This window comes from Methylobacterium sp. D54C, from assembly GCF_053345595.1.
This window is the reverse complement of sequence record NZ_JBKFAK010000023.1, coordinates 1-24,171: the sequence shown is the minus strand read 5'-3', so window position 1 is coordinate 24,171 and position 24,171 is coordinate 1. Positions and strand designations below refer to the sequence as shown.

The 24,171-nt window shown below is 72.0% G+C and carries 18 protein-coding genes and 1 pseudogene; 9 read left to right on the top strand and 10 right to left on the bottom strand.

What is annotated here, in order from left to right:
* Window positions 1-65 precede the first annotated feature (65 nt).
* From ACLBYB_RS27020 to ACLBYB_RS27005, 4 genes are read right to left on the bottom strand one after another with little or no spacing between them, the layout of a single operon-like run.
* Window positions 66-686 carry a GNAT family N-acetyltransferase gene (locus ACLBYB_RS27020; RefSeq protein WP_447700625.1) on the bottom strand — a complete coding sequence of 207 codons (621 nt, stop codon included), beginning with the start codon at window positions 684-686 and terminating at the stop codon, window positions 66-68.
* Window positions 687-720: 34 nt separating this feature from the next.
* Window positions 721-1,503: a hypothetical protein gene (locus ACLBYB_RS27015; protein ID WP_447700624.1), complete on the bottom strand. Its 783-nt coding sequence runs from the start codon at window positions 1,501-1,503 to the stop codon at window positions 721-723.
* Between the two features lie 23 nt (window positions 1,504-1,526).
* On the bottom strand, window positions 1,527-1,727 hold the full coding sequence (locus tag ACLBYB_RS27010; RefSeq protein ID WP_012317969.1) for a hypothetical protein: 201 nt from the start codon (window positions 1,725-1,727) through the stop codon (window positions 1,527-1,529).
* Complete coding sequence (locus ACLBYB_RS27005; RefSeq protein ID WP_091980921.1) at window positions 1,724-2,773, bottom strand: hydantoinase/oxoprolinase family protein; 1,050 nt, start codon at window positions 2,771-2,773, stop codon at window positions 1,724-1,726. The genes ACLBYB_RS27010 and ACLBYB_RS27005 overlap by 4 nt, the downstream gene beginning before the upstream one ends.
* 9 nt (window positions 2,774-2,782) lie before the next feature.
* On the opposite strand from ACLBYB_RS27005, the gene ACLBYB_RS27000 reads away from it, so the two are divergent.
* Together ACLBYB_RS27000 and leuD are read left to right on the top strand one after the other, a co-directional pair.
* Entirely contained in the window at window positions 2,783-3,514 is a 732-nt protein-coding gene (locus ACLBYB_RS27000) for a HisA/HisF-related TIM barrel protein (RefSeq protein WP_447700623.1), read from the top strand.
* A gap of 69 nt (window positions 3,515-3,583) precedes the next feature.
* Complete coding sequence (gene leuD / locus ACLBYB_RS26995; protein WP_020095295.1) at window positions 3,584-4,186, top strand: 3-isopropylmalate dehydratase small subunit; 603 nt, start codon at window positions 3,584-3,586, stop codon at window positions 4,184-4,186.
* Between the two features lie 72 nt (window positions 4,187-4,258).
* Here the strand turns inward: leuD and ACLBYB_RS26990 are convergent, their stop codons facing one another.
* Window positions 4,259-4,930 (bottom strand): O-methyltransferase, encoded by a 672-nt coding sequence (locus tag ACLBYB_RS26990; RefSeq protein ID WP_447700622.1) that lies wholly within the window; start codon window positions 4,928-4,930, stop codon window positions 4,259-4,261.
* 94 nt (window positions 4,931-5,024) lie between these two features.
* On the opposite strand from ACLBYB_RS26990, the gene ACLBYB_RS26985 reads away from it, so the two are divergent.
* Window positions 5,025-5,678 (top strand): TetR family transcriptional regulator, encoded by a 654-nt coding sequence (locus ACLBYB_RS26985; RefSeq protein ID WP_447700621.1) that lies wholly within the window; start codon window positions 5,025-5,027, stop codon window positions 5,676-5,678.
* Between the two features lie 49 nt (window positions 5,679-5,727).
* Here the strand turns inward: ACLBYB_RS26985 and ACLBYB_RS26980 are convergent, their stop codons facing one another.
* On the bottom strand, window positions 5,728-6,069 hold the full coding sequence (locus tag ACLBYB_RS26980; protein ID WP_447700620.1) for a carboxymuconolactone decarboxylase family protein: 342 nt from the start codon (window positions 6,067-6,069) through the stop codon (window positions 5,728-5,730).
* 171 nt (window positions 6,070-6,240) lie between these two features.
* Here ACLBYB_RS26980 and ACLBYB_RS26975 point away from each other — a divergent pair, with 171 nt between their 5' ends.
* The 3 genes from ACLBYB_RS26975 (at window position 6,241) to ACLBYB_RS26965 (ending at window position 9,904) form a co-directional block, all read left to right on the top strand.
* Window positions 6,241-7,455 (top strand): lytic murein transglycosylase, encoded by a 1,215-nt coding sequence (locus tag ACLBYB_RS26975; RefSeq protein ID WP_020095291.1) that lies wholly within the window; start codon window positions 6,241-6,243, stop codon window positions 7,453-7,455.
* Window positions 7,452-7,835, top strand: coding sequence for a RidA family protein (locus ACLBYB_RS26970; protein WP_091980913.1), 384 nt, complete (start codon window positions 7,452-7,454; stop codon window positions 7,833-7,835). Before ACLBYB_RS26975 ends, ACLBYB_RS26970 begins: the two co-directional genes overlap by 4 nt.
* Before the next feature lie 482 nt (window positions 7,836-8,317).
* Window positions 8,318-9,904, top strand: a complete 1,587-nt coding sequence (locus ACLBYB_RS26965) for a methyl-accepting chemotaxis protein (protein WP_447700619.1) — start codon at window positions 8,318-8,320, stop codon at window positions 9,902-9,904.
* Window positions 9,905-10,018: 114 nt separating this feature from the next.
* On the opposite strand, the gene rplS is transcribed toward ACLBYB_RS26965, so the two are convergent.
* From rplS to argB, 3 genes are all read right to left on the bottom strand, one after another.
* On the bottom strand, window positions 10,019-10,420 hold the full coding sequence (gene rplS / locus ACLBYB_RS26960) for a 50S ribosomal protein L19 (protein ID WP_447700618.1): 402 nt from the start codon (window positions 10,418-10,420) through the stop codon (window positions 10,019-10,021).
* Between the two features lie 284 nt (window positions 10,421-10,704).
* Window positions 10,705-11,454, bottom strand: coding sequence for a pyrimidine 5'-nucleotidase (locus ACLBYB_RS26955; protein WP_042672461.1), 750 nt, complete (start codon window positions 11,452-11,454; stop codon window positions 10,705-10,707).
* A gap of 201 nt (window positions 11,455-11,655) precedes the next feature.
* Window positions 11,656-12,549 carry an acetylglutamate kinase gene (argB, locus tag ACLBYB_RS26950; protein WP_020095286.1) on the bottom strand — a complete coding sequence of 298 codons (894 nt, stop codon included), beginning with the start codon at window positions 12,547-12,549 and terminating at the stop codon, window positions 11,656-11,658.
* A gap of 312 nt (window positions 12,550-12,861) precedes the next feature.
* Here argB and ACLBYB_RS26945 point away from each other — a divergent pair, with 312 nt between their 5' ends.
* The 3 genes from ACLBYB_RS26945 (at window position 12,862) to ACLBYB_RS26935 (ending at window position 23,380) form a co-directional block, all read left to right on the top strand.
* Window positions 12,862-14,205, top strand: a complete 1,344-nt coding sequence (locus ACLBYB_RS26945) for a UDP-glucose dehydrogenase family protein (protein ID WP_447700617.1) — start codon at window positions 12,862-12,864, stop codon at window positions 14,203-14,205.
* 368 nt (window positions 14,206-14,573) lie between these two features.
* Entirely contained in the window at window positions 14,574-22,016 is a 7,443-nt protein-coding gene (locus ACLBYB_RS26940; RefSeq protein WP_447700616.1) for an SDR family NAD(P)-dependent oxidoreductase, read from the top strand.
* Entirely contained in the window at window positions 22,013-23,380 is a 1,368-nt protein-coding gene (locus ACLBYB_RS26935; RefSeq protein ID WP_012317954.1) for an aminotransferase class I/II-fold pyridoxal phosphate-dependent enzyme, read from the top strand. Before ACLBYB_RS26940 ends, ACLBYB_RS26935 begins: the two co-directional genes overlap by 4 nt.
* A gap of 198 nt (window positions 23,381-23,578) precedes the next feature.
* On the opposite strand, the pseudogene ACLBYB_RS26930 reads toward ACLBYB_RS26935, so the two are convergent.
* A pseudogene (locus tag ACLBYB_RS26930) lies at window positions 23,579-24,171 on the bottom strand (polysaccharide biosynthesis/export family protein); the annotation flags it as partial.

Genomic DNA, 24,171 nt, shown 5'->3' with positions numbered 1-24,171 from the left:
ACTGACGACACGAGACCCGCGGCCGCGAGGCCGCGGGTCTCTTCGTGTCCGGACCCCGCGGCGCCTCAGCCGAGCCGCGGCACGTGCGGGGCGCAGTCGCGCGGCAGGGTCCCGTCGAGCCGCGGATCGGGCGCGACCTCGACGTGGATCGCGAAAGGAACGAAGCCGGAGCGCCGGTAGAAAGCGAGCGCGCCGGGATGGTCCAGCGTGCAGGTATGCAGCCAGAACCGCGCGATCGGGCGCGCCCAGGCCCGGCCGATCGCCGCGTTCATCAGCGTGCGGCCGATCCCGGTACCGACCGCGTCCCCGGTCAGTCCGAGGAAGACCAGCTCGCAGGTGCCGGGCCGGCGGAAATCCAGTTCCAGCATGCCGACGTTCCGCCCGTCCCGCCGCAGCGCGAGGATCTCGACATCCCGGTCGGCCAGGATCGCCGCCAGCGCTTCGTCGGCCAGGGTGAGGCGCGAGAACCAGAGCCAGTCGGCGCCCACCGCCCGGAACAGGCTCCGGTAGGTCTCCGGGTCGGTGCGTTCCAGGGCCTCGAGGGCGAGCCCGGGCGGGAACGGCCGTCCGGGCCGCGGGGGCGGCGGGCGCAGCATCTCCAGGCTGGTGACGATCGTGGCGAGATGGCCGGGCGGCACCGCCGCGTAGCCCGGTGTGAGGGTCGGGATTCCCGTCTCCGGCAGCATCGATCCCCTCCGCGGTCGCCTCGGCGCGGCCCGGTCACGCGGAAAGCGGGCGCCGCCGCGCGACCAGCCACGGCAGCACGCAGGCTGCCGACACCGCGATCGCGGCGGCGTAGGCCGCGACCGGGTCGATGCGCCCGAGCAGCAGGTGCACGCAGACATAGAAGGCCAGCACGCCGAACGCGCCCTGGGCGCTGCCGCGCACCACTTCCAGGGCGGCGCCGACGCCGTCCTGCGCCCGGGCGAAGACGATGAGCGGCCAGGAGATGATCGGGATCGGCGCCAGGACGCCGCTCAGGCCGGAGCCGAGATGCGGCGCCAGCCCCGAGACCATCAGGACCAGGGCGGTGGCGGCCGCGAGCCGGGCCGGCATGTCCCAGCGCGGCGGGCGCGCCCGGCGGGCCGGCGATTCGGTCCCCGCGGCCGGCCGGCACAGGGCGACCACCAGGACCATCGCCGGCAGGTCGATCGCCGTGGCGAGCCACAGGCCGGGCTGGATCACCCCGTGCAGCAGCGCGCCGCCGAGGACGAAGCCCGCGAGGGCGAGCAGCGCGGCCGCGAGGCCCCCCGTCCGCGGCGCGGCGACGGCGTAGACGAGGTAGCTGACGGTGACCGCGCCGAGCCCCTCCACCGAGCCGATCGCCGCGTCGGCGGCGAAGCGCTCGCCCTGCTCGGCGGCGAGGTAGATCGAGATCGGCGCCGAGGTCAGCGGGAGGCCCGAGAGCAGGCCGCCGACGAGGCTGCCCCACCGGCGCGCGGCCGCCGACACGGCCCACATCAGGGTCGGCGTGACGACGATCTTGGCGGCGATCAGGCTCATGGCGACCGGCGGGTCCCGGGGCCTCAGGCCGCCTGGGGCGGCCCGTCATCCTCCGGGTCGGCGGGCGAGTTGAGGATGTCCTCGAGCTCGTCGACCAGCCGGTCGACCTGGTCCTCGGTGGCGAGCACCTTCAGAACCTCCCCGGTCTCCGTCTCGACGGCCAGCTCGATATGCGGCCCGACCCGGGCCGTCAGGATCCGGGCCAGGATCTTGATTGCGCTCATGCGAGTGCCTCCTCCGCGGCGATGAGGCCGACCGCCACCGCCGGTCCACAGGTCGAGATGCCGTCGCGCGCGCCGCCGATCCGGTCCGCCAGCAGCGTCACGAGCGGTGTCGAGGACCGGCCGAGACGCTCGGCGAGGCGGGCGCCCACGAAGGCGCCGGCGCCGCACAGGACGAGGGGCGCGTCCGCGCCGATGTCGGGCCGGCTGAGGATCTCCGCCGCCGCGTCGTGCAGCAGGCGCAGCTGCGCCTCGGCGAAATGGGCGGCGAGCGCCGTCCAGGCCGCTCCGGGCGCCTCCGCCCGGTCCCGCCCGACGATCCGGGCGAGCCGGGTCTCGCTCTCGGCGACCGTCTTGCCCTTGCGGTCGCCGCTCGGCTGCTGGTCGGCGCCCTCGGGGAGCTGGCCGAGGATGCGGTAGACGTCCGCCATGTGGGCGAAGGTCTCGGTCATCAGCCGGGTCCGGCGGCCCGCGAAGGGGGCGTGGTCGGACAGGGCGATCACCGGCGTGCGCACCGCGCCGGTATAGACGAGCTCGCCGGTCTCCAGCCGCTCGGCGTCGCTGTAGCCGGTCGCGGCCGGCCGCCCGCCCACGACGGGAATCAGGTCGGCGGTGGTCGAGCCGATATCGACCAGCAGCGCGTCCGGGACGTGCCGGCCGGCGAGCGCCGCGGTGGCGTGCCAGTTGGCCGAGGCCACGTCCGCCGACAGGGACGCGGCCGCCTCGGGGGCGACGAGGCCGGAGCGGCCGGCGTAGATCCGCACGGTCCCGGCGAGGTGCGACCCGGCCCATCCGGCGAGCGCCGCGACGCCGTCGCGCCGGTCGGCGAAGCAGTCGGTCAGCTCGCCCGTCATGGTCACGGCGTGCAGGGCCGCGCCGCGGGCCCAGTCGGGGGCGGCCTCCAGCGCCCGGTCGAGGGCCGGCAGGCCCTGCCAGAGCGGGCACGGCACCTGGGCGGCGGCCGCGACCCGGCCGTCCTCGACCAGGGCGACCTTGACGTGGACCCCGCCGAGGTCCCACCCGATGGTCGTTGGGTTTGATGAGCGCATGGGACCGCGATGAGCGCCTCGATGGACCACAGGATCGGGCGCCCCGGCTTCGCGGTGATCCCGGTGCTCGATCTCCGGGGCGGCCGCGTGGTGCGGGCGCGCCGGGGCGAGCGCTCCTCCTATGCCCCGATCGAGACGCCCTTGGCAAAGGGCTCGGCGCCGGACGCGGTGGCCCGCGGGCTGGTCGACGCGTGGCCCGCCGCGATCCTCTACGTCGCCGATCTCGACGCGATCATCGACCGCGCCGCGCCCGATCTCCGCGCCCTGGAGGCGATCGCCCGCGCCTGCCCGGGAATCGCCCTGTGGGTCGATGCCGGCTTCGCCGAGCCGGCCGGCGTCGCGGCGTTCCTGGACACCGGACTCGGGCGACCGGTGATCGGCAGCGAGAGCCAGGCGGATGCCGACCTCGTGACGCGGCTCGGCGACCGGGCGGTGTTCTCCCTCGACACGCGCGGCGCGGAGCGCCTCGGCCCGGCGGCCCTCCACGAGGATCCCGCGCTCTGGCCCCCGGAGGTGATCGCCATGACGCTGGCGCAGGTCGGCGCCGGGTCCGGCCCGGACCTCGCGGCCCTGGGAGCCCTGCGCGCGCGGGCGCCGGATCGCCGCCTCTACGCGGCGGGCGGCGTGCGCGGCCCGGACGACCTGCGGGCGCTCCGGGCGGCCGGGATCGCCGGGGCGCTGGTCGCCTCGGCCCTCCACGACGGCACCCTGTCCCGGGCGACGGCGCCGGACCTCGCCTGACGCTTCCGGCCCGGGCCCGCGGCTGCTAAACCGCGCGACAGAGAGACCACCGACACGAGCCGTCAGACGATGGAAAAGTTCACCACCCTGGAGGGCGTCGCGGCGCCCCTGCGGACGATCAACGTCGATACCGACCGGATCATCCCGGCGAAGTACCTGAAGACGATCCGGCGGACCGGCCTCGGCAAGAGCCTGTTCGCCGAGATGCGCTACCGCGAGGACGGCTCCGAGAACCCGGACTTCATCCTCAACCAGCCGGCCTACCGGAACAGCAAGATCCTGGTGTGCGGCGACAATTTCGGCTGCGGCTCGTCCCGGGAGCACGCGCCCTGGGCGCTGGCCGATTTCGGCATCCGCTGCGTGATCTCCACGAGCTTCGCCGACATCTTCTTCAACAACTGCGCGAAGAACGGCATCCTGGCGATCGTCGTGTCGCCCGAGGATCTGGAGAAGCTCTTCGAGGACGCCGAGCGCGGCGCGAACGCCACCCTGACGGTCGACCTGGCGGCGCAGACGATCCGGGGACCGGACGGCGGCACCCTGCATTTCGACGTCGACGAGGGCCGCAAGCACAACCTGCTGAACGGACTCGACGAGATCGGGCTGACGCTGGAGCGCGTCTCCTCCATCGACGCCTACGAGCAGAAGCTCGCCCAGCGCGAGTGGGCCTGAGCGACCGGACCCGCGTCCCGACGGCGGTCGCGTCGCGCTGAGGCGACCGCCGGTCCGAGGCCAGGGCCCGCCTCACCCGAGCCGCATGGACAGCTCCACGTCCTCGGCGAACGGCACCGACAGGTAGCCGCGGCTCGGCGCGCGCACCCGCTGCAGGTAGTCCGGGCTGTGGTCCGCGTTGTCGGCGACCACCAGGGCCCCCGGTCCGAGGCGACTCTCCACGAGGCTCAGAACCTCCGGATAGAGCCCCTTCGCCCCGTCGAGGAGCAGCAGGTCGACCGAGTCGGGCAGGTCGAGGCCGAGGGTCTGGAGTGCGTCGCCCTCGCGGAATTCGACGAGGTCCGCCAGCCCGGCCTCCATCAGGTTCGCCCGCGCCCGCACCACCTTGGACGGCTCGAACTCGCAGGTGATCAGCCGGCCGCCGCCGTTGTCGCGCAGGGCCGCGGCGAGGTGCAGGGTCGAGAGACCGAAGGACGTGCCGAACTCGACGATCGTCCGCGCCCGGCGGGTTCGGGCGAGCATGTAGAGCAGCCGGCCGGTCTCCCGCGAGACCGCGAGGGGCATGTCCTTGAGCCGGCTGTAGAAGTCCCGGTAGCCGGTGCGGCTCGCCATGAGGCGCGCCCGCTGTTCCGCCGAGAGATCGCCGATGGCGCTCAAGGGTGAGGAGGCCTCCGCCTGCGCGAAGAGACTGTCCAACAGCGACGCGATACGCGGTTCGGCGAGTGTGGATGCTGAGAGTGACATGGCGCGTTGCTTTCCGTCTTGCGCGTTCAACTGAACACGACGCAGAGTACCGGCACCCCCTGCCCGCGCCTATTCGCGTTCCGAGCCCCGCCCCATGCCCAACCGGCCAAGTCTCGGAATCTCCAAGCGAAAGCAGCCCCGGCAGGCGCGCTCCAGCGACCTCGTCGCGGCCGTTCTGGAGGCCGCCGCTCAGGTTCTGGCGGAGGTCGGCGCGGCGCGGTTCACGACGGCGCGGGTCGCCGAGCGCGCCGGCGTCAGCATCGGCTCGCTCTACCAGTACTTCCCCAACAAGGCGGCGATCCTGTTCCAGCTCCAGAGCGACGAGTGGCGGGACACGTCCGCGCTCCTCGCCGGCATCCTGACGGATCCCGCTTGCGCGCCCGGCGAGCGCCTGCGCGCCGCCGTCCACGCCTTCGTGCGCTCGGAATGCGCGGAGGCCGCGATGCGCCGGGCCCTCGACGCGGCCGCCCCGGCCTATCGCGACGCGCCCGAGGCCGCGGAGCCGCAGCTGGCCGGCTCGCAGGCGTTCCGCGACTTCCTGCGCGCGGCACTTCCCGCGGCGCCCGAGACGGACCTAGCGGTCGCGGGCGAGATCATCGCGATGACGCTCGGCGAGGTCGGCGAGCGCATCTCGGAGATGGTCCGGACCGAGGCGGCCATGGCGACCTTCGCGGACGCCCTGGCCGACATGCTCTGCGCCTATCTGGACCGCCTGGGCAGCCGAGATTGGGCCGGCACGCCGTCCTGAAGACGAGCCCCGGACCCGGCGAACCGGACATGGCCCTATCCCGGTCGGCTCAGCCGGACTCGCCGGTGAACGCCTCGAAGGCGCGGGCGGTGTAGACCAGGGCGGCGCCGGCGTTCAGTGCCACCGCCACGCCCAGCGCCTCCACGACCTCCTCCTTGCTCGCGCCGGCCTTGCGGGCGGCGTCGGAATGCACCGCGATGCAGCCGTCGCACCGGGTCGTGACCGCGACCGCGAGGGCGATCAGCTCGCGGGTCTTCGCGTCCAGCTTGCGCTCGGTCGGGGCCGCCGCGGCGAGCTGGTCGTGGGCCTTGAGGAGGTCCGGGCTCACCGCACCGATGCGCTCGAGCGTGCTGACGAGCTCGGCGCCGTACTGATTCCAGTCCTTCATCATGCGTCCCGTCTCCCTGTTCGTTGACCCGACCGGCGATGCGCCAGTACGGTGCCAACCTACCGGTTGGTAGGCCGCAGGGTCAAGACGAGGCGGGTTTCCTCACCGTTCGTTAACCCACATGTCGCCTGAATCCGCGCCCAGACTCCGTTCCGCATCGTGAGGATCGTCAGCATGCCGAAGCACCCGACGGGACCGAGGACGGCGCGCGCGCTCGGGCTGCTCGCCGGCATCGCGGTCCTGCCCCTGGCGAGCCTGCCGGCGCGGGCCGATTTCGACAGCTGCCTCGCCGGCATCCAGTCGCAGGCGGCAGCGGCGGGCGTCTCGGCGCAGACCTTCCGGGCCGCCACGAGCGGCATCGGCTACGACGACAAGGTGATCGAGCTGTCCCAGGCGCAGCCCGAGTTCAAGACGCCGATCTGGGACTACATGGCGGCGCTCGTCGACGACGAGCGGGTCGAGGACGGGCGCGCGGCCATGCGCCAGAACGCGGCGGCGCTCGCCCAGGCCGAGTCGCGCTACGGGGTCGACCGCTACACGATCGCGGCGGTCTGGGGCGTCGAGTCGAATTTCGGCAAGAACCTCGGCAAGATGCCGCTGGTGCAGTCGCTGGCGACGCTCGCCTGCTCGAACAACCGCCGTCGGGACTTCTTCCGCGGCGAGCTGATCGCCACCCTGCGGATCATCGAGCGCGGCGACATCGCGCCGGAGCGGCTGACCGGCTCCTGGGCGGGCGCCTTCGGCCAGACCCAGTTCATGCCGACGACCTATCAGCGACTCGCCGTGGACGGCGACGGCGACGGCCGGCGCGACGTGGTCGACTCGGTGGCCGACGCCGTCGCCTCCACCGCCAACTTCCTGCGCGTCGCCAAGTGGCAGAACGGTCAGGTCTGGGGCTACGAGGTGAAGCTGCCCCGCGGCTTCAACGTCGGCGCCGCCGGGCGCAAGAACAAGAAGCCGGTCGCCCACTGGGCGTCGCTCGGCGTCACCCGCGCGGACGGGCGCCCGCTCTCGGGCGAGGGCCCGGCCGGGATCCTGGCGCCCGCCGGCATCGACGGACCGGCCTTCCTGGTGACCCGGAACTTCGACGCGATCTACTCGTACAACGCCGCCGAATCCTACGGCCTCGCCATCGCGGTCCTGTCCGACCGGCTGCGCGGCCGGCCCGGCGTCCAGGCCGCCTGGCCGACCGACGACCCGCCCCTGTCGCGGGCCGAGCGCCGCGACCTCCAGACCCGGCTGGCCGCCCGCGGCTACGACGTCGGCGAGCCGGACGGCAAGGTCGGCCAGAAGACGCGCGACGCCATCAAGGACGTCGAGCGCCGGCTCGGCATGACACCGACGGGCCGCGCCGGCGGCAAGGTTCTGGAGGCCCTGCGCGGGGGATGAGCCGGCGGCTGATCACGTCGGGGTCCCCGTTCGAGCGGGATTACGGCTACTCCCGGGCGGTGGTCGACGGCGACACCGTCTACCTCTCTGGGACGACCGGCTACGACTACGCCACGATGACGATGCCCGACGGCGCCGCCGCGCAGGCCGAGGCCTGCTGGCGCACGATCCGTTCGGTCCTCGCCGAGGCCGGAACCGGCCTCGCCGGCGTCCTGCGCGCCACCTACTACGTCACCGACCGGGACGATGCCGAGGCCGTGCTGGCCGTCTGCGGGCGGGTGCTGGCGGACGTCCGGCCCGCCGCCACGATCGTGGTCGTGGCGGGCCTCCTGCGCCCCGAGATGCGCGTCGAGATCGAGGTGACCGCGCGGATCGGCTAGACGCCTGTCCCGCTCCCGATCGCGCCGTCTCCGCGCCGTTCCGCCGGGCCGCGGCGCCACTCCGATCCGCCGATGACGTCATCCCCATCGTGCCCGAGCTCTGCGTGCAAGGGAGCGGTTCGATCCCGGTCATTCGGGCTGGTCGGGCGTGGCCCCGCGCCGCGGGCACGATCTCAGGTTCTGCTCGCCGACTGACGGCCCGCTCCTGCCGCCGGCGCAGACCGCGTCGCGAGTGACCGCTTCCTCGCCCGCCCTGTGCGCCTGAACCGTGTGTCTCTCAGATCTCGATCCAGATCTGCGAGATCACGTTGACATGCGGGCTCAGATTTATCAGGCCACACCGCAGCATCGACGAGTTTGTCGATCTCGCGGAACGTATTATGATAAGAAGATTTTTGAGTAAAAATCTATCACGTCGGATGATGACGCAGATTGCCTTGATAGGGCTGCTTATATCGGTCATCGGTGTCATCGGACTGCGCATGTATTACCAAGAGATGCTGTCGGGGCGGCTGAAGTCCCTGCGCACGGTCACGGAGTTGTTCACCACCTATGCGCAAAGTCTCGAGAGCCGGGTCAGGAGCGGCGCCCTGTCCCGTGAGGCGGCCCTGGCGGAGCTGGCCGAGACCGCCATGGCCATGCGATTCGATAACGGCACCAACTACGTCGCCATCTACGCGATGGACGGCACGGTCCTGGCGGTCCCCGACCGCCGTCTCGTCGGCAGCAATCAGCTGGAGACCCGGGTCAACGGCGTTCGCGCGGCCGGAACGCTGATCGAACGGCTGAAGACCTCCGACACGGCGACGCTGAGCTATCTCTACCCCCGGCCGGGGCACGAAGGCCTGTCTCCGAAGACGACGCTCGCCGTCAGGTTCGAGCCCTGGGACATCATGATCGCGGCCGGGACCTACACCGACGACATCAGGGCCGCCTTCCAGGCGCTCGCCCTCGCGACGACCGGCCTTCTGCTCGGGGTCGGCGCGCTCGGGGTGATCGGCTCCGTCCTGATCGGGCGCGGCATCACGCGCCCGCTCGACCGCCTCGGCCGCCGGATGCAGGCGCTCGCCCGGGGCGACGGTGCGGAGCCGATACCGGGACTCGAGCGGACGGACGAGATCGGTCAGATGGCCCGGACCGTCGAAGTGTTCCGGCAGGCGCTGGTCGCCAAGGCCGAGACGGACCGGGCGGTCGCGCGCGAAGCTGAGGCCAAGGTCCGGCATGCGCAGACCCTCGACGCGCTCACCCGGGCGTTCGAGGCCCGGGCCGGGGCGCTGATGACGGGTGTCTCCGTGGCCGCCACCGAGATGCAGGCGACCGCTGAGGCGATGGCGCGGACGGCGTCGCGCACGAGTGCCCGGGCGACGCGCGTCGCCGGGGCCGCGCAGGAGACCGCCGGGAGCGTGCAGAGCGTCGCCGCGGCCACCGAAGAGATGGCGATCACCATCCAGGAGATCTCCGGACGGATGGCGCAATCCTCGGCCAAGACCGCGCGGGCGGCCACCGAGGCGCGGCGCACGGACGCCCTCGTGGGCGATCTCGCCGACGGGGCCGAGCGGATCGGGGCCGTCGCCAGCATGATCGCGGGCATCGCCCGTCAGACCAACCTCCTCGCCCTCAACGCCACGATCGAGGCGGCGCGGGCCGGCGAGGCGGGCCGGGGCTTCGCCATCGTGGCGGGCGAGGTCAAGGCGCTGGCCGAGCAGACCGCGGCCGCGACCGAGGAAATCGCCGCGCGGATCGGCGCGGTCCAGGCCTCGACCCGGCAGGCCGTGGAGGCGATCCACGGGATCGGCCGCAGTGTGGGCGAGGTCAGCACGCTCGCCGCGTCCGTCGCGGCCGCGATCGAGCAGCAGGGCGCGACCACCGAGGAGATCGTGCGCAGCGTCGCGCGCGCGGCGGCCGGCACGGAGGCCGTCACCGGCAACATCGCCGAGGTCTCGCAGGGCGCCGAGGCGACGGGCGAGGCGGCCGAGCAGGTCCTCGGCGCCGCGATCGACCTGTCGCGCAGGTCCGATCAGCTCTCCGCCGAGATCCACCGGCTCCTCGACGGGATCCGGGCTGCCTGAGGCGCGCTATCGGCCGACTGGACGGACCTGTCGGCCACGAAAAAACCGGCCCGGCTGAGCCGGACCGGTCTGAAACGGGGCGATCGCTCCGGCCTGCGGAGCGAATCGGACAGCTTACTCGGCGGCAGCCGGCGCCTGGGCCGGGGTGTCCTTGGCCTTGTAACGGTCGGTGCGCTCGACGATGCGGGCCGACTTACCGCGCCGGTCGCGCAGGTAGTACAGCTTGGCGCGGCGCACCTTGCCGCGGCGGGCCACCTTGATCGAGTCGATCATCGGGGAATGGACCGGGAAGACGCGCTCCACGCCCTCACCGTAGGAGATCTTGCGGACCGTGAAGCTCTCGTTGAGGCCGCCGCCCGAGCGGGCGATGCAGACGCCCTCGTAGGCCTGGACGCGGGTGCGCTCGCCTTCCTTCACGCGGACGTTGACGATGAGCGTATCGCCCGGCTCGAAATCCGGGATGGTCTTGGCGAGGCGCGAGACTTCCTCGCGCTCCAGCTGCTCGATGATGTTCATGGCATAGCTCCGGCCGTCGCGCCGTTCCGCCCCTCATGGGCGATCGGCGCCAGGATTTCGGCGATCCTGTTGTGAGTTGGGCGGCTCTCTACAGGATCGGCGCCGGCTTGTCGATTGGGTTGCCGCCGCGATCGGTCCGCGGTGCTGCCGATGGTCGGTCGATACCGGATCGGGGTCCGCCGCTCGCCGCCTGTCCGGGAGAGCGCCGGGTCCGCGTCTTGCGCCTGCTCCGACATCGGACGCCGCGCGCGGCGCCCCTTTCCGGGAGGCGCCCCGGCCTCGCGTCAGCGGCGCTCCCCGGATGCGGATCGTACTTCGGGCAGCACGCAGGCAGAGAGGAAGGCGGCGAGATCGTCCGTGATGTGGTCGATATGCGGCTCGCGCACCGCCTCCTGCTCGAAGGCCTCGCGGTAGGGATCGGTGACCTTCGGCACCACCAGCACGGTCGCCATGCCGAGGTCGTGCGGCACCGCGAGGTTGCGGGCGATGTCCTCGAACAGGGCGGCACGGGTCGGTTCGACGGCGTGCTTCTCCAGGAACCGCTCGTAGGTCGTGCGCTCCGGCTTCGGCACGAAGTCGGCGGCGGCGATGTCGAACACGTCCTCGAAATGGTCGAGGATGCCGAGCTTGGCGGCGACGTTCTCGGCGTGCCGGCGCGACCCGTTGGTCAGGATCAGCTTGCGCCCGGGCAGCCGCTCGATCGCGTCGCCGAGGCTCTTGTCGAGCTTGATCGACGAGTGGTCGATGTCGTGCGCGAAATCGAGGAAGTCGTGGGGATCGACCCGCGACTCGACCATCAGCGCCGACAGCGTCGTGCCGTAGCGGTGATAGAAGTACTTCTGCAGGGCGCGGGCCGAGATCCCGTCGAGCCCGTAGAGCTGCATCACGTACAGGGTGATGCGCTCGTCGACCTTCGGCCAGACCGCCGCGTCGCTCGGGTAGAGCGTGTTGTCGAGGTCGAACACCCAGGTGTCGACATCGGCGAAGCCGCGCGCCGCGGGCGTGGTGAACTGGGCCTTGTCGGGGTGGTGCACCGGAACCCCTCAGGTTGCTGTTGCCCCGGAATCTGGACCGGAACGGTCAAGCTCGCAAGTTCGGTGCTTGCCCGTACCTTGCCCGGGCCTTGCTGGGCCGGCCCCTCCGGGGCGGGCGGGGTACGACAATGCGCTGGGCGCGCGGAGGTTGCGCCCGCGCGCCGCGCCGGGATCCGGCACGGTGCGCGGGCGGTCCGGATCTCAGCCGCGACGGATCAGGGTGCCGGCACCGTAATCGGTGAACAGCTCGAGCAGCACGGCGTGGTTGACCTTGCCGTCGAGGATGACGACCGCCTCGACGCCGCGCTCGATCGCGTACATGCAGGTCTCGATCTTCGGGATCATCCCGCCCGTGATGGTGCCGTCGGCGATCAGGCGCCGGCAATCCTCCACGGTGAGTTCCGGGATCAGCTTCTTGTCCTTGTCGAGGACGCCCGGCACGTCGGTGAGCAGCAGCAGGCGCTTGGCGCGGAGCGCCCCGGCGATCGCCCCCGCGAAGGTGTCGGCGTTCACGTTGTAGGTCTGCCCGTCCGCCCCGTAGGCGACCGGCGCCAGGACCGGGATCAGCTCGGCCTTGAGCACCGCGTCGAGGACGCCGCGCTCGACGTGGTCCGGCTCGCCGACGAGGCCCAGATCGACGGTCTGCTCCACGCGGCTCTCGGGATCGACGACGGTCTTCATCGCCCGCTTGGCCCGGACCATGTTGCCGTCCTTGCCGCACAGGCCGACCGCCCGGCCGCCCTCGGCCGAGATCCAGCCGACGATCTGCTTGTTGATCAGGCCGGCCAGGACCATCTCGACCACCTCGACGGTGGCCTCGTCGGTGACGCGCAGGCCGCCGCGGAACTCGGACTGGATGCCGAGCCGGTCGAGCATCTTGCCGATCTGCGGTCCGCCGCCGTGCACGACGATCGGCTTCAGGCCGGACTGCTCCAGCAGGACGATGTCTTCGGCGAAGTCCTCGGCCGCGGCCCGGTCGCCCATGGCGTGGCCGCCGTACTTGATGACGACGATCTCCTGGTCGTAGCGCTGCATGTGGGGCAGCGCCTGGGCCAGGACCTCGGCACGCACGTGCACGTTGGGCAATTCGGTCATCGCGGTCCTTCGCCGATCCTTGGGTCGGGTCCTCGGGGGCGGATCCGGGCCTCCCCGTCGGGCGGGGGCGCTTCTACAGGAAGCCGCCCGCGCTGCGAAGCCGCCCCGCGCGCCGTCGCGGAGGCGCGCCGCGCGGATCGGCGGCCGATGCGGGGCGCTCCGGGACCCGCTGTCAAACTACAGTCATCCTTCGCGGGTGTTGCATTCCCGTGACAGACTGGAGCAGATCCAGGCTGGCCCGGGTTGCATCCTCACGCGGCCCGGATCATGTTGCATCGCAGCAAGCCGAGGGCGAGCTGCCGGGAGGGCCCGATGCGGATTGCGATGATTGGGGCCGGATATGTCGGCCTGGTCTCCGGCGCCTGCCTGGCCGATTTCGGCCACACGGTCGTGTGCATCGACCGGGATCCCGACAAGATCGCCAGCCTGAACGCCGGCCGCATGCCGATCTACGAGCCGGGCCTCGACGTCCTGGTCGCCGAGAACGTCCGCCAGGGCCGGCTCGCCTTCCGCGCGACCATGCGGGACGCCGTGGCCGAGGCGGACGCGGTCTTCATCGCGGTGGGCACGCCCTCCCGCCGCGGCGACGGCTTCGCCGACCTGAGCTACGTGTTCGATGCCGCCCGGGAGATCGCCGGGTCCCTGTCCGGCTTCACCGTGGTTGTGACCAAGTCGACCGTTCCGGTGGGCACCGGCGACGAGGTCGAGCGCATCATCCGCGAGACCAACCCCGAGGCGCAGTTCGCGGTCGCCTCGAATCCCGAGTTCCTGCGCGAGGGCGCGGCCATCGCCGACTTCAAGCGCCCCGACCGCATCGTCGTCGGCGCCGAGGAGGCCCGGGCCGAGGCTGTGATGCGCGAGGTCTACCGGCCGCTCTACCTCAACCAGGCGCCGATCATGGTCACCTCGCGCCGGACGGCCGAGCTGACCAAGTACGCGGCGAACGCGTTCCTCGCGGCGAAGATCACGTTCATCAACGAGGTGGCGGACCTGTGCGAGGCGGTGGGCGCGGACGTGCAGGCGGTGGCGCGCGGCATCGGCCTGGACAACCGGATCGGGTCGAAGTTCCTGCATGCCGGGCCGGGCTACGGCGGCTCGTGCTTCCCCAAGGACACGCTGGCCCTGGTCAAGACCGCGCAGGATGCGGGCACGCCGCTGCGGCTGGTCGAGACGGTGGTGGCGGTCAACGACCAGCGCAAGCGCGCGATGGCGCGCAAGGTGATCAAGGCCTGCGGCGGGTCGGTCCGGGGCAAGACGATTGCCATCCTCGGCCTGACCTTCAAGCCGAACACCGACGACATGCGCGACGCGCCCGCGCTGGCGATCGTGGCGGGCCTGCAGGACGCCGGCGCCGTGGTCCGCGCCTACGATCCCGAGGGCATGGAGCAGGCTCGGATCCTGATGCCGGCTGTGGATTACGCCGAGAACGCCTACGCCTGCGCCGAGGGCGCCGACGCGGTGGTGATCGTCACCGAGTGGAACGCGTTCCGGGCCCTCGACCTCGACCGACTGCGTCAGGCCATGTCGTCCGGTGAGGCGGCTCCCGTGCTGATCGACCTGCGCAACATCTACGACCCCGCGAGCGCCGCGCGCCACGGTTTCACCTATTGCGGCGTCGGACGAACCAAGGAGAGCGTCGCCCGGATCGGGTCTTGATCATCACTGCGCCGGCCTTCGAGCCCGGATTTCTGTGCGGGACCTGCGCGACATCGCGAAGATTTCTTCCGGAATCGGCATCGATGCCGCTAGACGGGCGGCGTCCGCGGAGGCGCAACTGTGGCTTTCTCGTGATCGAGCCCGCGTCTCGGCAGCCGGTCTGGCGGTTCAAACTTGGCGTTTTGACCGTAGGAATTGGATAAGCTTCTGATGAATACATGTCACAGCCTCTGGCAATTTTGCCACGCGGGGATGACCTCGCGTTAGGGCTGGTTGGACACCGCAATGGTGCCACAGTAAGGGGTGAGAGGGTACTCACTCGTCGAGAGCCGAGCCGACTTCCGATAACGAGCGTGTGCGAACCGAACGTGACACAACGTACAGACATTGCGATCGTCGGACGCGCATGCCGACTGCCCGGGGCCCCCAGCGTGGATGGGCTCTGGTCACTCCTGTCCGAAGGGCGCTGCGCCGTCAGCAAGGTGCCGGCCGACCGGTTCTCCCTGGAGCGGTTCGCCCATCCGCGCGCCCATGAGCGCGGCAAGAGCTACACCTGGGCGGCCGGTGTCATCGACGACGTCTGGTCGTTCGACCCGTCGGTCTTCGGCATCTCGCCCCGCGAGGCCGAGCAGATGGATCCGCAGCAGCGGATGCTGCTCGAGCTGACCTGGGAAGCCCTCGAGGACGCGGGCCTGCGCCCGTCGAGCGTGGCCGGCAGCAATATCGGCGTGTTCGTCGGCGCCTCGTCCCTCGATTACGGCAACCTGCGCATCCTCGACGCGCCGTCGGGCGACGCTTACGCGGCGACCGGCAACACGCTCTCGATCATCTCGAACCGCATCTCCTACATCTTCGACCTCAAGGGCCCGAGCTTCACGGTCGACACGGCCTGCTCGTCCTCGCTCGTTGCCTTCGACAACGCCGTGCAGGCGATCCGGTCGGGCCGCGTGGACACCGCGGTCGTCGCCGGCGTGAACGTGCTGGCGAGCCCGTTCAACTTCATCTGCTTCTCCACCGCGCAGATGCTCTCGCGCACCGGCCTGTGCCAGGCGTTCTCCAAGAACGCCGACGGCTACGTGCGCTCCGAGGGCGGCGTGGTGTTCGTGCTGCAGTCGGCCGAGGCCGCGCGGCGCAACGGTGCCACCGTGCGCGCGGTCGTCGCCGCCTCCGGCATCAACTCCGACGGCCGGACCACCGGCATCTCCCTCCCCTCGGGCTACGCCCAGGGCGCCCTGCTGGAGAAGGTCTACCGCGAGGCCGAGATCCGCCTCGACGACCTCGCCTTCATGGAGGCGCACGGCACCGGCACGCCGGTGGGCGACCCGATCGAGGCCTCGGCCATCGGCTCGAAGCTCGGCCGCGGCCGGCAGGCGCCGCTGCCGATCGGTTCGATCAAGACCAATATCGGCCACACCGAGCCGGTCTCCGGCCTCGCCGGCCTGATGAAGGCGACTCTGGCGCTCGAGCACGATCTCGTGCCGCCGTCGCTGCACGCGGCCGAGCTCAATCCCGAGATCCCCTTCGGCGAGCTCAACCTGGACGTCGTGCGCGCGCCGCTGAAGATCGGCCGCGGCTCGCGCGAGCGCTTCGCCGGCGTCAACTCCTTCGGCTTCGGCGGCACCAACGCCCACGTCGTCATCACCGACGCGCCCGCCTGGGCGAAGCCCGCCGCCGCGACCGCGGAGCCCCAGGCCCAGGTGCTGCTGCTCTCGGCCCAGAGCCGGGCGGCGCTGAACGAGCTCGCCCTCGACTACGCCGAGCGCCTCGAGGCCGCCCCCGAGCAGGTCGCGACCGTGGCGGCCGCGGTGGCGCATCGCCGCGAGCGCATGCCCGCCCGCCTCGCCGTCGCGCTCGACGGCAAGACCGACGTCGCCGCGGCGCTGCGCGCCGTCGGCGAGGGCGAGGACACGCAGGACGCCTTCACCGGCACCGCGGTCGACCGCGTCGCCGAGGTGGCCTTCATCTATTCCGGCAACGGCAGCCAGTGGGCCGGCATGGGCCGCGAGGCCTACGAGGAGAACGCGACCTTCCGCGCGACCTTCGACCGGATCGACACCCTGTTCCGGGCCTACTCGGACTGGTCGCTGAAGGACGCGCTCTACGCCGACGACCTCGACGAGCGCCTCGCGCTGACCAGCGTCTCGCAGCCGCTGATCTTCGCCATCGAGAGCGCCTCGACGGCCGCGCTCAAGGCGAAGGGCCTGATCCCGTCCTATGTCCTCGGCCACTCCGTGGGCGAGATCGCGGCCGCCGAGGCCGCCGGGATCCTCAGCCTGGAGGACGCGGTTCGGGTCATCTACTACCGCAGCCACCACCAGGAGACGACGCACGGCCAGGGCACCATGGCGGTGCTGCTGATGCCGGCCGAGGAGGTCGAGACCTTCCTCAAGGATTACCCGACCCTCGACATCGCCGCCTACAACAGCCCCAAGGCCGTCACGGTCGCCGGGCCGGTGGCCGACATCGACGCCGCCATCAAGGCCCTGTCGCGCAAGCGCCGCCGCGGCCGCAAGCTCGACCTCGCCTACGCCTTCCACGGACGGCTGATGGACCCGACCGAGAAGCCGCTGCTGCGCGACCTCGCGGGCCTCAAGTCGCGGACCGGCACCACCGCGATGGTCTCGACCGTGACCGGCTCGGTGCTGGGCGGCGAGAATTTCGGCGCCGGCTACTGGTGGCGCAACATCCGCGAGCCCGTGCGCTTCTGCGAGGCCGTGCAGGACGCCACCCGCCGCGGCGCCCGCGTGTTCGTGGAGGTCGGCCCGCGCGCGACCCTGATGTCGCACGTCGGCGACGCGGTCGAGCCGCTGGGCATCGAGACCGCCACGGTCGGCGTGATGCACCGCAAGGCTTCCGGCGGCGACCCGATCGCCAAGGCGGTCAGCGCCGCCCTCGTCCAGGGCGCGCAGGTCGACGAGACGCTGCTGTTCGGCGACGCCCCGAAGGGCGACGTCCGCCTGCCCTCCTACCCGTGGCAGCGCCGCCCGTTCCGCCTCGCCGACACCACCGAGGGCGTCGGCGCGATGAGCCCCCGCCCCTATCACCCGCTGATCGGGTCGCGCACGACCTTCGACGGGCTGGAGTGGAACGGCTTCGTCGACCCGGTGACCGTGCCGGAACTGGAGGATCACAAGGTCGACGGCCAGGTGATCATGCCGGGCGCCGGCTTCGTCGAGATGGCCCTGGCCTGCGTTCGCGAGGCGCTGCGCGACGACGAGGTCGTGCTGGCCGACTTCGAGATCGTGGCGCCGATGGTGTTCGCCGAGGACGCCCTGCGCGAGGTCGCGGTGCGCCTGTCGGGCTCCGGCAACGGCATCCAGGTGCTGAGCCGGCCCCGCCTGACCCAGACCCCCTGGCAGCTGCACGCCCAGGCCAAGATCGTCGAGGGCACCTTCTCGGCCCCGAAGACACCGGATCTCGACGGCTTCAGCTTCGAGACCGCGGGCGACCACGTGCTCACCGGCGACGCGCTCTACGCCAAGGCCCTCGCCTCCGGGCTCGGCTTCGGCCCGAGCTTCCAGCAGGTGGCGATGAGCGCGCGGCTCGACGACGCCACGATCGTCTCCGACCTGCTGCCGGCCGAGCCCGACACCCGCTACGGCCTGGTGCCGAACCGGCTCGACGCGTGCTTCCACGGGCTGATCCTGCTGTTCGCCGACCTGCTCGGCGAGAACGGCGGCAAGGCCTACATCCCGGTGCGCTTCGGCGAGGTCCGGATGCTGCGCCCCGGCGCGGTGATCGCCCGCTCGATCATCCGCACCCGCCGCTGCAATGAGCGCTCGATCCTGGCGGACTTCACGCTCCTCGACGCCGAGGGCGCGGTCATCGCGACGATCCGCGAGGGCCGGTTCCAGGCCCTGCGCGCCAAGAGCGGCGGCGACCTCTCGACCTTCGCGATCTCGCAGGTGCCGGAGCTCGCCACCGAGCCGACAGCGATCCCGATGGAGCGCCGCCCGAGCGTGGCCGCGCGTCTGCGCCCGCTCGCCGCCGAGGCGAAAGGGCCGTCCGACGCCGCCCTGTCGCCGGGCCACCTCCTGCTGGAGGGCTGGGCGACCTCGCTCGCCTACCGCCTCGCCTCCGGGCTGGCGCAGGGCGCCACCGTCTCGGTCACCGACAGCCGCGTGCCGGAGGCCCTGCGCCCCTGGCTGCTGAACGCGCTCTACGCCCTGGAGAGCAGCGGCCTCGCCGAGCGCGCCGGCCAGAACTGGACGCTCGGCGACGGCTCCGCCCTGCCGGCGCCCGACGAGATCATGCGCTGGATCGCCGGCGACCATCCGGACCTCTCGGCCGAGCTCGTGCTGATCGCCGATGTCGGCGCCCTGGTCGACCGGCTGCTCGCCGGCACGCTCACCGACGCACCGTCCCTGCCGCAGGGGGCGATCGACGCCTTCGTGCTGCGCTCGGCCACTGCGCGCCACGGCGCCGACGTGGTCGCCGGCCTGATCGAGCGGAGCCGTGCCCAGCTCCCGAAGGAGCGGGCGCTCCGCGTCCTGCAGGTCGGCTTCGGCCCGCTCTCGGCCCAGGCCGCGACCTTCGCGTCCGCCGCCGAGGCCCGGCTCACCGTCTTCGAGACCGACCGCCGGCTCGCCGAGCGCGCCCGCCTGTCGCTCGGCCGTGCCGCCGCCGTGGTCGAGACCGCCGAGGAGCTCGCGCCCGGCAGCTTCGACCTGATCCTGGCGTCGGGCAGCCTGCATCGCGGTGACCGGGCCCTGCCGGGCCAGCTCGCCGGGGCGCTCGCCACCGGCGGCCTGCTGGTGGCCGTCGAGCCGGGCGCCTCCCTGTTCCGTGACCTCGTGTTCGGTCTCACGGCCGGCTGGTTCGAGGAGGCCGCGGGCGGCCTGCCCGTGGGCCGGCTCGAGGACATCGAGGGCTGGCAGCGCATCCTGAGCGCCCACGGCCTGGTCAAGGTCGAGGTCGAGCGGGCCGCCTCCGCCAACGGCGACGACCTGCTGCTGACGGCCGAGGCGCCGGTGCGTCCGGGCCCGGCCCCGGCGCAGAGCTTCGCCTTCATCATCGGCTCGGACGACGAGTTCGCGGCCGAGACCGCCTCCTCCCTGGCGACCCTGCTGGTCGCGGGCGGGGTGCACGTCTCCATCATCCTCGACTCCGAGACCTCCCTGATGGAGCTGGAGAAGGAGACCCCCGACACGGTGGTGTTCCTGGCCGGCGCTTTCACCCGCGGCGGCGAGGCGTCCGAGCGCCTGCGCGACCGCTGCCTCAGCCTGAAGCGCTGCACCGAGCACCTGGGATCGCGCCAGACCAAGCTCTGGGTCGTGGCCCCGGGCGCGACCCGCGACCGCGGCGGCCAGACCACCAACATCGAGGCCGGCGTGTGGGCCTTCTCCCGCACGCTCGCCAACGAAGCCCCGAACCTCGACGTCCGCCGCATCGACCTCTCCCCCGAGATGTCGTCGAAGCGCGCCTCCGAGCGCCTACGCGACCTCATCCTCTCCGGCACCCCGGAGACCGAGATCGTGCTGGACGACGAGCGGACCCAGGTCGTGCGCTTCCATGCCGGCCGGCCGCAGCACCGGGATCCGGCCGACGCCGTCCCGGCCGAGGCCGCGCGCCTGGAGCGCAGCAACACCGGCGGCTTGAGCGAGATGGTCTGGGGGCCGGCCGAGCGCCGCGCTCCCGGCAAGGGCGAGATGGAGATCGCGGTCGAGGCCACCGGCCTCAACTTCCGCGACGTTCTCTGGGCGCTCTCGATGCTCCCCGAGGAGATCCTGGAGGACGGCTTCGCCGGCCCCCGCCTCGGCCTCGAGTGTGCCGGTCGCGTCACCGCCGTCGGCCCGGGCGTGAAGGGCTTCAAGGTCGGTGACCCGGTCGTCGCCTTCGCGCAGTCGGGCTTCGCCACGCACATCGTTGTGCCGGACCTCGTCGTCGCGCCGATGCCGCACGGCCTCGACCCGATGGCGGCCGCCACCGTGCCGGTGGCCTTCCTCACCGCCTATTACGGCCTCGTCTCCTGCGCCCGGATGCGGCGCGGCGAGTGGGTGCTGGTCCACGGCGGCGCGGGCGGCGTCGGGCTGGCGGCCCTGCAGATCGCCAAGCTCAAGGGCGCGCGGGTCATCGCCACGGCCGGCTCCCGCGAGAAGCGGGCCCTCGTGAAGGCGCTGGGCGCCGAGCACGTGCTCGATTCCCGCTCCCTCGCCTTCGTGGACGAGGTCCGGGCGATCACCGGCGACGGCGTCGACATCGTGCTGAACAGCCTGTTCGGCGAGGCGATGGAGCGCTCGCTCAACGCCCTCCGGCCCTTCGGCCGCTTCGTCGAGCTGGGCAAGCGCGACTACGTCGCCAACACCCATATCGGCCTGCGCCCGTTCCGGCGGAACCTCAGCTACTTCGGCGTCGACCTCGATCAGGTGATCCAGCACCAGGGCGACGACGGTGCGCGGATGTTCCGCGAGGTCATGGCCCTTTTCAACGACGGCGGCCTGAAGCCCCTGCCGTACCAGCCGTTCACGGCGGCCGAGACCTCGGACGCGTTCCGGCTGATGCAGCAGTCCGGCCACATCGGGAAGATCGTGATCAGCCCGCCCAAGGCCGGCACGATCATGAAGGACACGGCCCGGCCATTCACGGTCTCGGCCGAGGGCGTCCACCTGCTGACCGGCGGCCTCGGCGGCTTCGGCCTGGAGGCGGCGCGCTGGCTGATCGATCGGGGTGCCAAGCACCTCGTGCTCGCGGGCCGCAAGGGCGCGGCCACCGACGAGGCCAAGGCGATCGTCGCCGAACTCGCCGCGCGGGGCGTGACCGTCGAGGCCAAGGCCGTCGACATCACGAGCCGCGCCTCGGTGGACCGGCTCATCGCCGGGATCGAGCAGGGCGGCAGGAAGCTCGCCGGCGTGCTGCACGCCGCGGCGGTGCTCCAGGACGGCCTGATCTCCAACATCGACGCCGCGGCGCTCGACGCGGTGATCGGCCCCAAGGTGATCGGCGCCCAGCACCTCGACGCCGCGACCCGCGACCGGAGCCTCGACTACTTCGTCCTGTTCTCCTCGGCGACGACCTTCATCGGCAACCCGGGCCAGGGGTCCTACGTGGCCGCCAACGGCTTCATGGAGGGACTCGCGCGCCAGCGCCGCCGCCGCGGCCTGCCCGCGCTGGCCGTGGCCTGGGGCGCCATCGGCGATGTCGGCATGCTCGCCCGCAACAAGGCGGTCATGGAAGGCCTCGCCGGCCGCGTCGGCGTCACGCCGATGGAGGCCCGTCGCTGCCTCGACCTGATGGCCGAGGCGCTGGGCAGCCAGGGCACGTCCCCCGACGAGGCGGTCATCGCCATCGCGGCGATGCACTGGGGCAAGGCGCGCGAGCGTCTCGCCACCATGCGCTCGCCGAGCTACGCCGAACTCGGCTCGGACCAGCAGGCCGAGGCCGGCGGCGTCCAGGCGATCAACATCGCGTCGCTGCTCAAGGGCGGCGACCTCGACGCGGTCCGCAAGACCGTGTCGGACGCGATCGTCGAGGACATCGCCCGCATCCTGCGGCTGCCGAAGGACGACATCAGCCGCGTGCGCCAGCTCTCGGAGATCGGCCTCGACTCGCTGATGGGCGTCGAGCTCGGCGCCAGCCTGCAGGAGCGCTTCGCCCTCGACGCGCCGCCCGCCGGACTTTCGTCGGGCATGACCGTCAACGAGCTGTCGGAGTCCTTAATTCAGGCGGTTTCCGCGCCCATGGACGAGACGGCCGGCGTCGCGATGAGCCTCGTCTCGAAGCATGTCGGCGGTGAGGTCGATGCGCAGATCCTCGCGCCTCTCAAGGAACTCATCGAGCAGACGTCCAGCGAGATCAAAGAGACCAACTCATGACCGACACGGCACGGCCGGACGGCGGGCGCGCGGCGCTCGCCGGCTTCGTGACCAACCGGCTCGGGCGCGCGACGCCGCGCCCGGCCCCCGTCAAGACGGCCTCTCCCGCCGGCAAGTCGGCGGCGCAGAACTTCGAGAACCTGCCGGGCTACCGCGAGCTGAAGCTCCAGCGCCAGGCGGCCGACCTGATCGGTCTGGGCAACCCGTTCTTCCGCGTCCACGACGCCAAGGCCGGGGCCACAACGCGGATCGACCAGAAGAGCTTCACGAACTTCTCGTCCTACGATTACCTCGGCCTCAACGGCCATCCGCGGGTGAGCAACGCCGCCCGGGAGGCGATCGAGGCCTACGGCACCTCCGCGTCGGCGAGCCGCGTGGTGGCGGGCGAGCGGCCCGGGCACATCAGCCTCGAGCAGGCTCTGGCCAAGCACTACCAGTCCGAGGGCTGCATCGTGATGGTGAGCGGCCACGCCACCAACGTCACGACCATCGGCGCCCTGCTGGAAGCCGGCGACGTGATCTTCCACGACGCGCTGTCCCACAACAGCATCGTCACCGGCGCGCAGCTGTCGGGCGCCCAGCGCCGCTCCTTCGCGCATAACGACCTCGACGCCCTGGAGACCCTGCTCCAGTCGACCCGCCACGAGCATCGCCGGGCGCTGATCGTGGTCGAGGGCCTCTACAGCATGGACGGCGACGCGCCGGACCTCGCCGGGCTCGTGGCCCTCAAGAAGCGCTACGACGCGTGGCTGATGGTCGACGAGGCGCACGGCCTCGGCGTCACCGGCCGCACCGGCGCCGGCCTGTTCGAGCATTGCGGCGTCGATCCCCGCGAGGTCGACATCTGGATGGGCACGCTGTCGAAGACGCTGTCCACCTGCGGCGGCTACATCTGCGGCCCGATCGCGCTGATCGAGTACCTGAAGCACACGGCCGGCGGCTTCGTGTACAGCGTCGGCATGTCGCCGCCGCTGGCCGCCGCCGCCGAGGCGGCGCTGGCCGTGATGCACGCCGAGCCGGAGCGGGTCGAGCGCCTGCGCCAGAACGGCACCCTGTTCCTGGCCACCGCCAAGAAGCTCGGCCTCGACACCGGCTTCAGCCTCGGCCTCGCGGTCGTGCCGATCATCGTCGGCGACTCGCTGAAGGCGGTGACGCTGTCGGACCGGCTGTTCCGCCGGGGCATCAACGTGCAGCCGATCATCCACCCGGCCGTGCCGGAGCGGGCCTCGCGCCTGCGCTTCTTCCTCACCTCCGAGCACACCCCCGACCAGATCCGCGACACCGTGAACGCGGTGGCGGAGGAGCTCGCCGCCATCGACAAGGGCGGCTCGCTGATCGAGCAACTGCTGGCGAAGCGCGTCTGAGCCCGGCCGGGGCCGGGAGCCCCGGTTCCCCGAGAGCGTTACGAAGAAGGGGGCGCGGATCACATCCGCGCCCCCTTCGGCATTCGGGCGGCCGGTCTCCGCGGTCTCGGTCGGACGCGCGCATCGGCCGGATCGGCGCGACGCGAACCCGGCATCCGTCGCGCGGTGGGGTGGGTGCCCGCGTCGCGGTGCGCCGCCTTACTTGGCGTAGGAATAGGCCAGGGCGGCCGAGGAGACGGGGCCCGTGACGCCGTTGAAGGCGGTGAGGACCTTCTGGACCTCGGTGAAGGGGGCGTTCGACACGTAGATCAGGTCGCGGTTGCGCATGCGGAACGCCTGGGACACGAACAGGCTGTTGGGGTCGCGCATGTCGATCCGGTAGACGACCGGCACCAGAGGCGTGCCCAGAAGCTTCGAGCCGGGGCTGAGCCGGCGCACGACGCTGGCCGGCTCGAACCGGAAGATGAACGTCCCGGCCGGGTCGGCGGCGAAGTCCGACAGGCCGCGCGCCTTGGCCAGCGCCTGCGCCAGCGTGATGCCGTCGGCCTGGAACGGCAGCTCGGTGCTGTTGCCCAGCGCGCCCACCGCGATGAAGGTCTGCGGGTCGCGCACGAGCGTCAGCACGTCGTTGGGCCGCAGGTAGATGTTCTCCTTGGGGTTCGACACCACCGTGGTCAGCGGCACGGTCGCGGTCACCGGCCCGCGCGAGAGCCGCACGAAGGTCTCGTTGACCGGCGCGCGGTTGCCGCCGGCGGCGGCGATGACGTCGAGGATGCGGTCGCCGTGGCCCG

Bases quoted from the DNA above. Each gene is read 5' to 3' on its own strand.
- ACLBYB_RS27020 (WP_447700625.1), bottom strand. From the start codon at position 686: ATGCTGCCGGAGACGGGAATCCCGACCCTCACACCGGGCTACGCGGCG.
- ACLBYB_RS27015 (WP_447700624.1), bottom strand. From the start codon at position 1,503: ATGAGCCTGATCGCCGCCAAGATCGTCGTCACGCCGACCCTGATGTGG.
- ACLBYB_RS27010 (WP_012317969.1), bottom strand. From the start codon at position 1,727: ATGAGCGCAATCAAGATCCTGGCCCGGATCCTGACGGCCCGGGTCGGG.
- ACLBYB_RS27005 (WP_091980921.1), bottom strand. From the start codon at position 2,773: ATGCGCTCATCAAACCCAACGACCATCGGGTGGGACCTCGGCGGGGTC.
- ACLBYB_RS27000 (WP_447700623.1), top strand. From the start codon at position 2,783: ATGAGCGCCTCGATGGACCACAGGATCGGGCGCCCCGGCTTCGCGGTG.
- leuD (WP_020095295.1), top strand. From the start codon at position 3,584: ATGGAAAAGTTCACCACCCTGGAGGGCGTCGCGGCGCCCCTGCGGACG.
- ACLBYB_RS26990 (WP_447700622.1), bottom strand. From the start codon at position 4,930: ATGTCACTCTCAGCATCCACACTCGCCGAACCGCGTATCGCGTCGCTG.
- ACLBYB_RS26985 (WP_447700621.1), top strand. From the start codon at position 5,025: ATGCCCAACCGGCCAAGTCTCGGAATCTCCAAGCGAAAGCAGCCCCGG.
- ACLBYB_RS26980 (WP_447700620.1), bottom strand. From the start codon at position 6,069: ATGATGAAGGACTGGAATCAGTACGGCGCCGAGCTCGTCAGCACGCTC.
- ACLBYB_RS26975 (WP_020095291.1), top strand. From the start codon at position 6,241: ATGCCGAAGCACCCGACGGGACCGAGGACGGCGCGCGCGCTCGGGCTG.
- ACLBYB_RS26970 (WP_091980913.1), top strand. From the start codon at position 7,452: ATGAGCCGGCGGCTGATCACGTCGGGGTCCCCGTTCGAGCGGGATTAC.
- ACLBYB_RS26965 (WP_447700619.1), top strand. From the start codon at position 8,318: ATGTATTACCAAGAGATGCTGTCGGGGCGGCTGAAGTCCCTGCGCACG.
- rplS (WP_447700618.1), bottom strand. From the start codon at position 10,420: ATGAACATCATCGAGCAGCTGGAGCGCGAGGAAGTCTCGCGCCTCGCC.
- argB (WP_020095286.1), bottom strand. From the start codon at position 12,549: ATGACCGAATTGCCCAACGTGCACGTGCGTGCCGAGGTCCTGGCCCAG.
- ACLBYB_RS26945 (WP_447700617.1), top strand. From the start codon at position 12,862: ATGCGGATTGCGATGATTGGGGCCGGATATGTCGGCCTGGTCTCCGGC.
- ACLBYB_RS26935 (WP_012317954.1), top strand. From the start codon at position 22,013: ATGACCGACACGGCACGGCCGGACGGCGGGCGCGCGGCGCTCGCCGGC.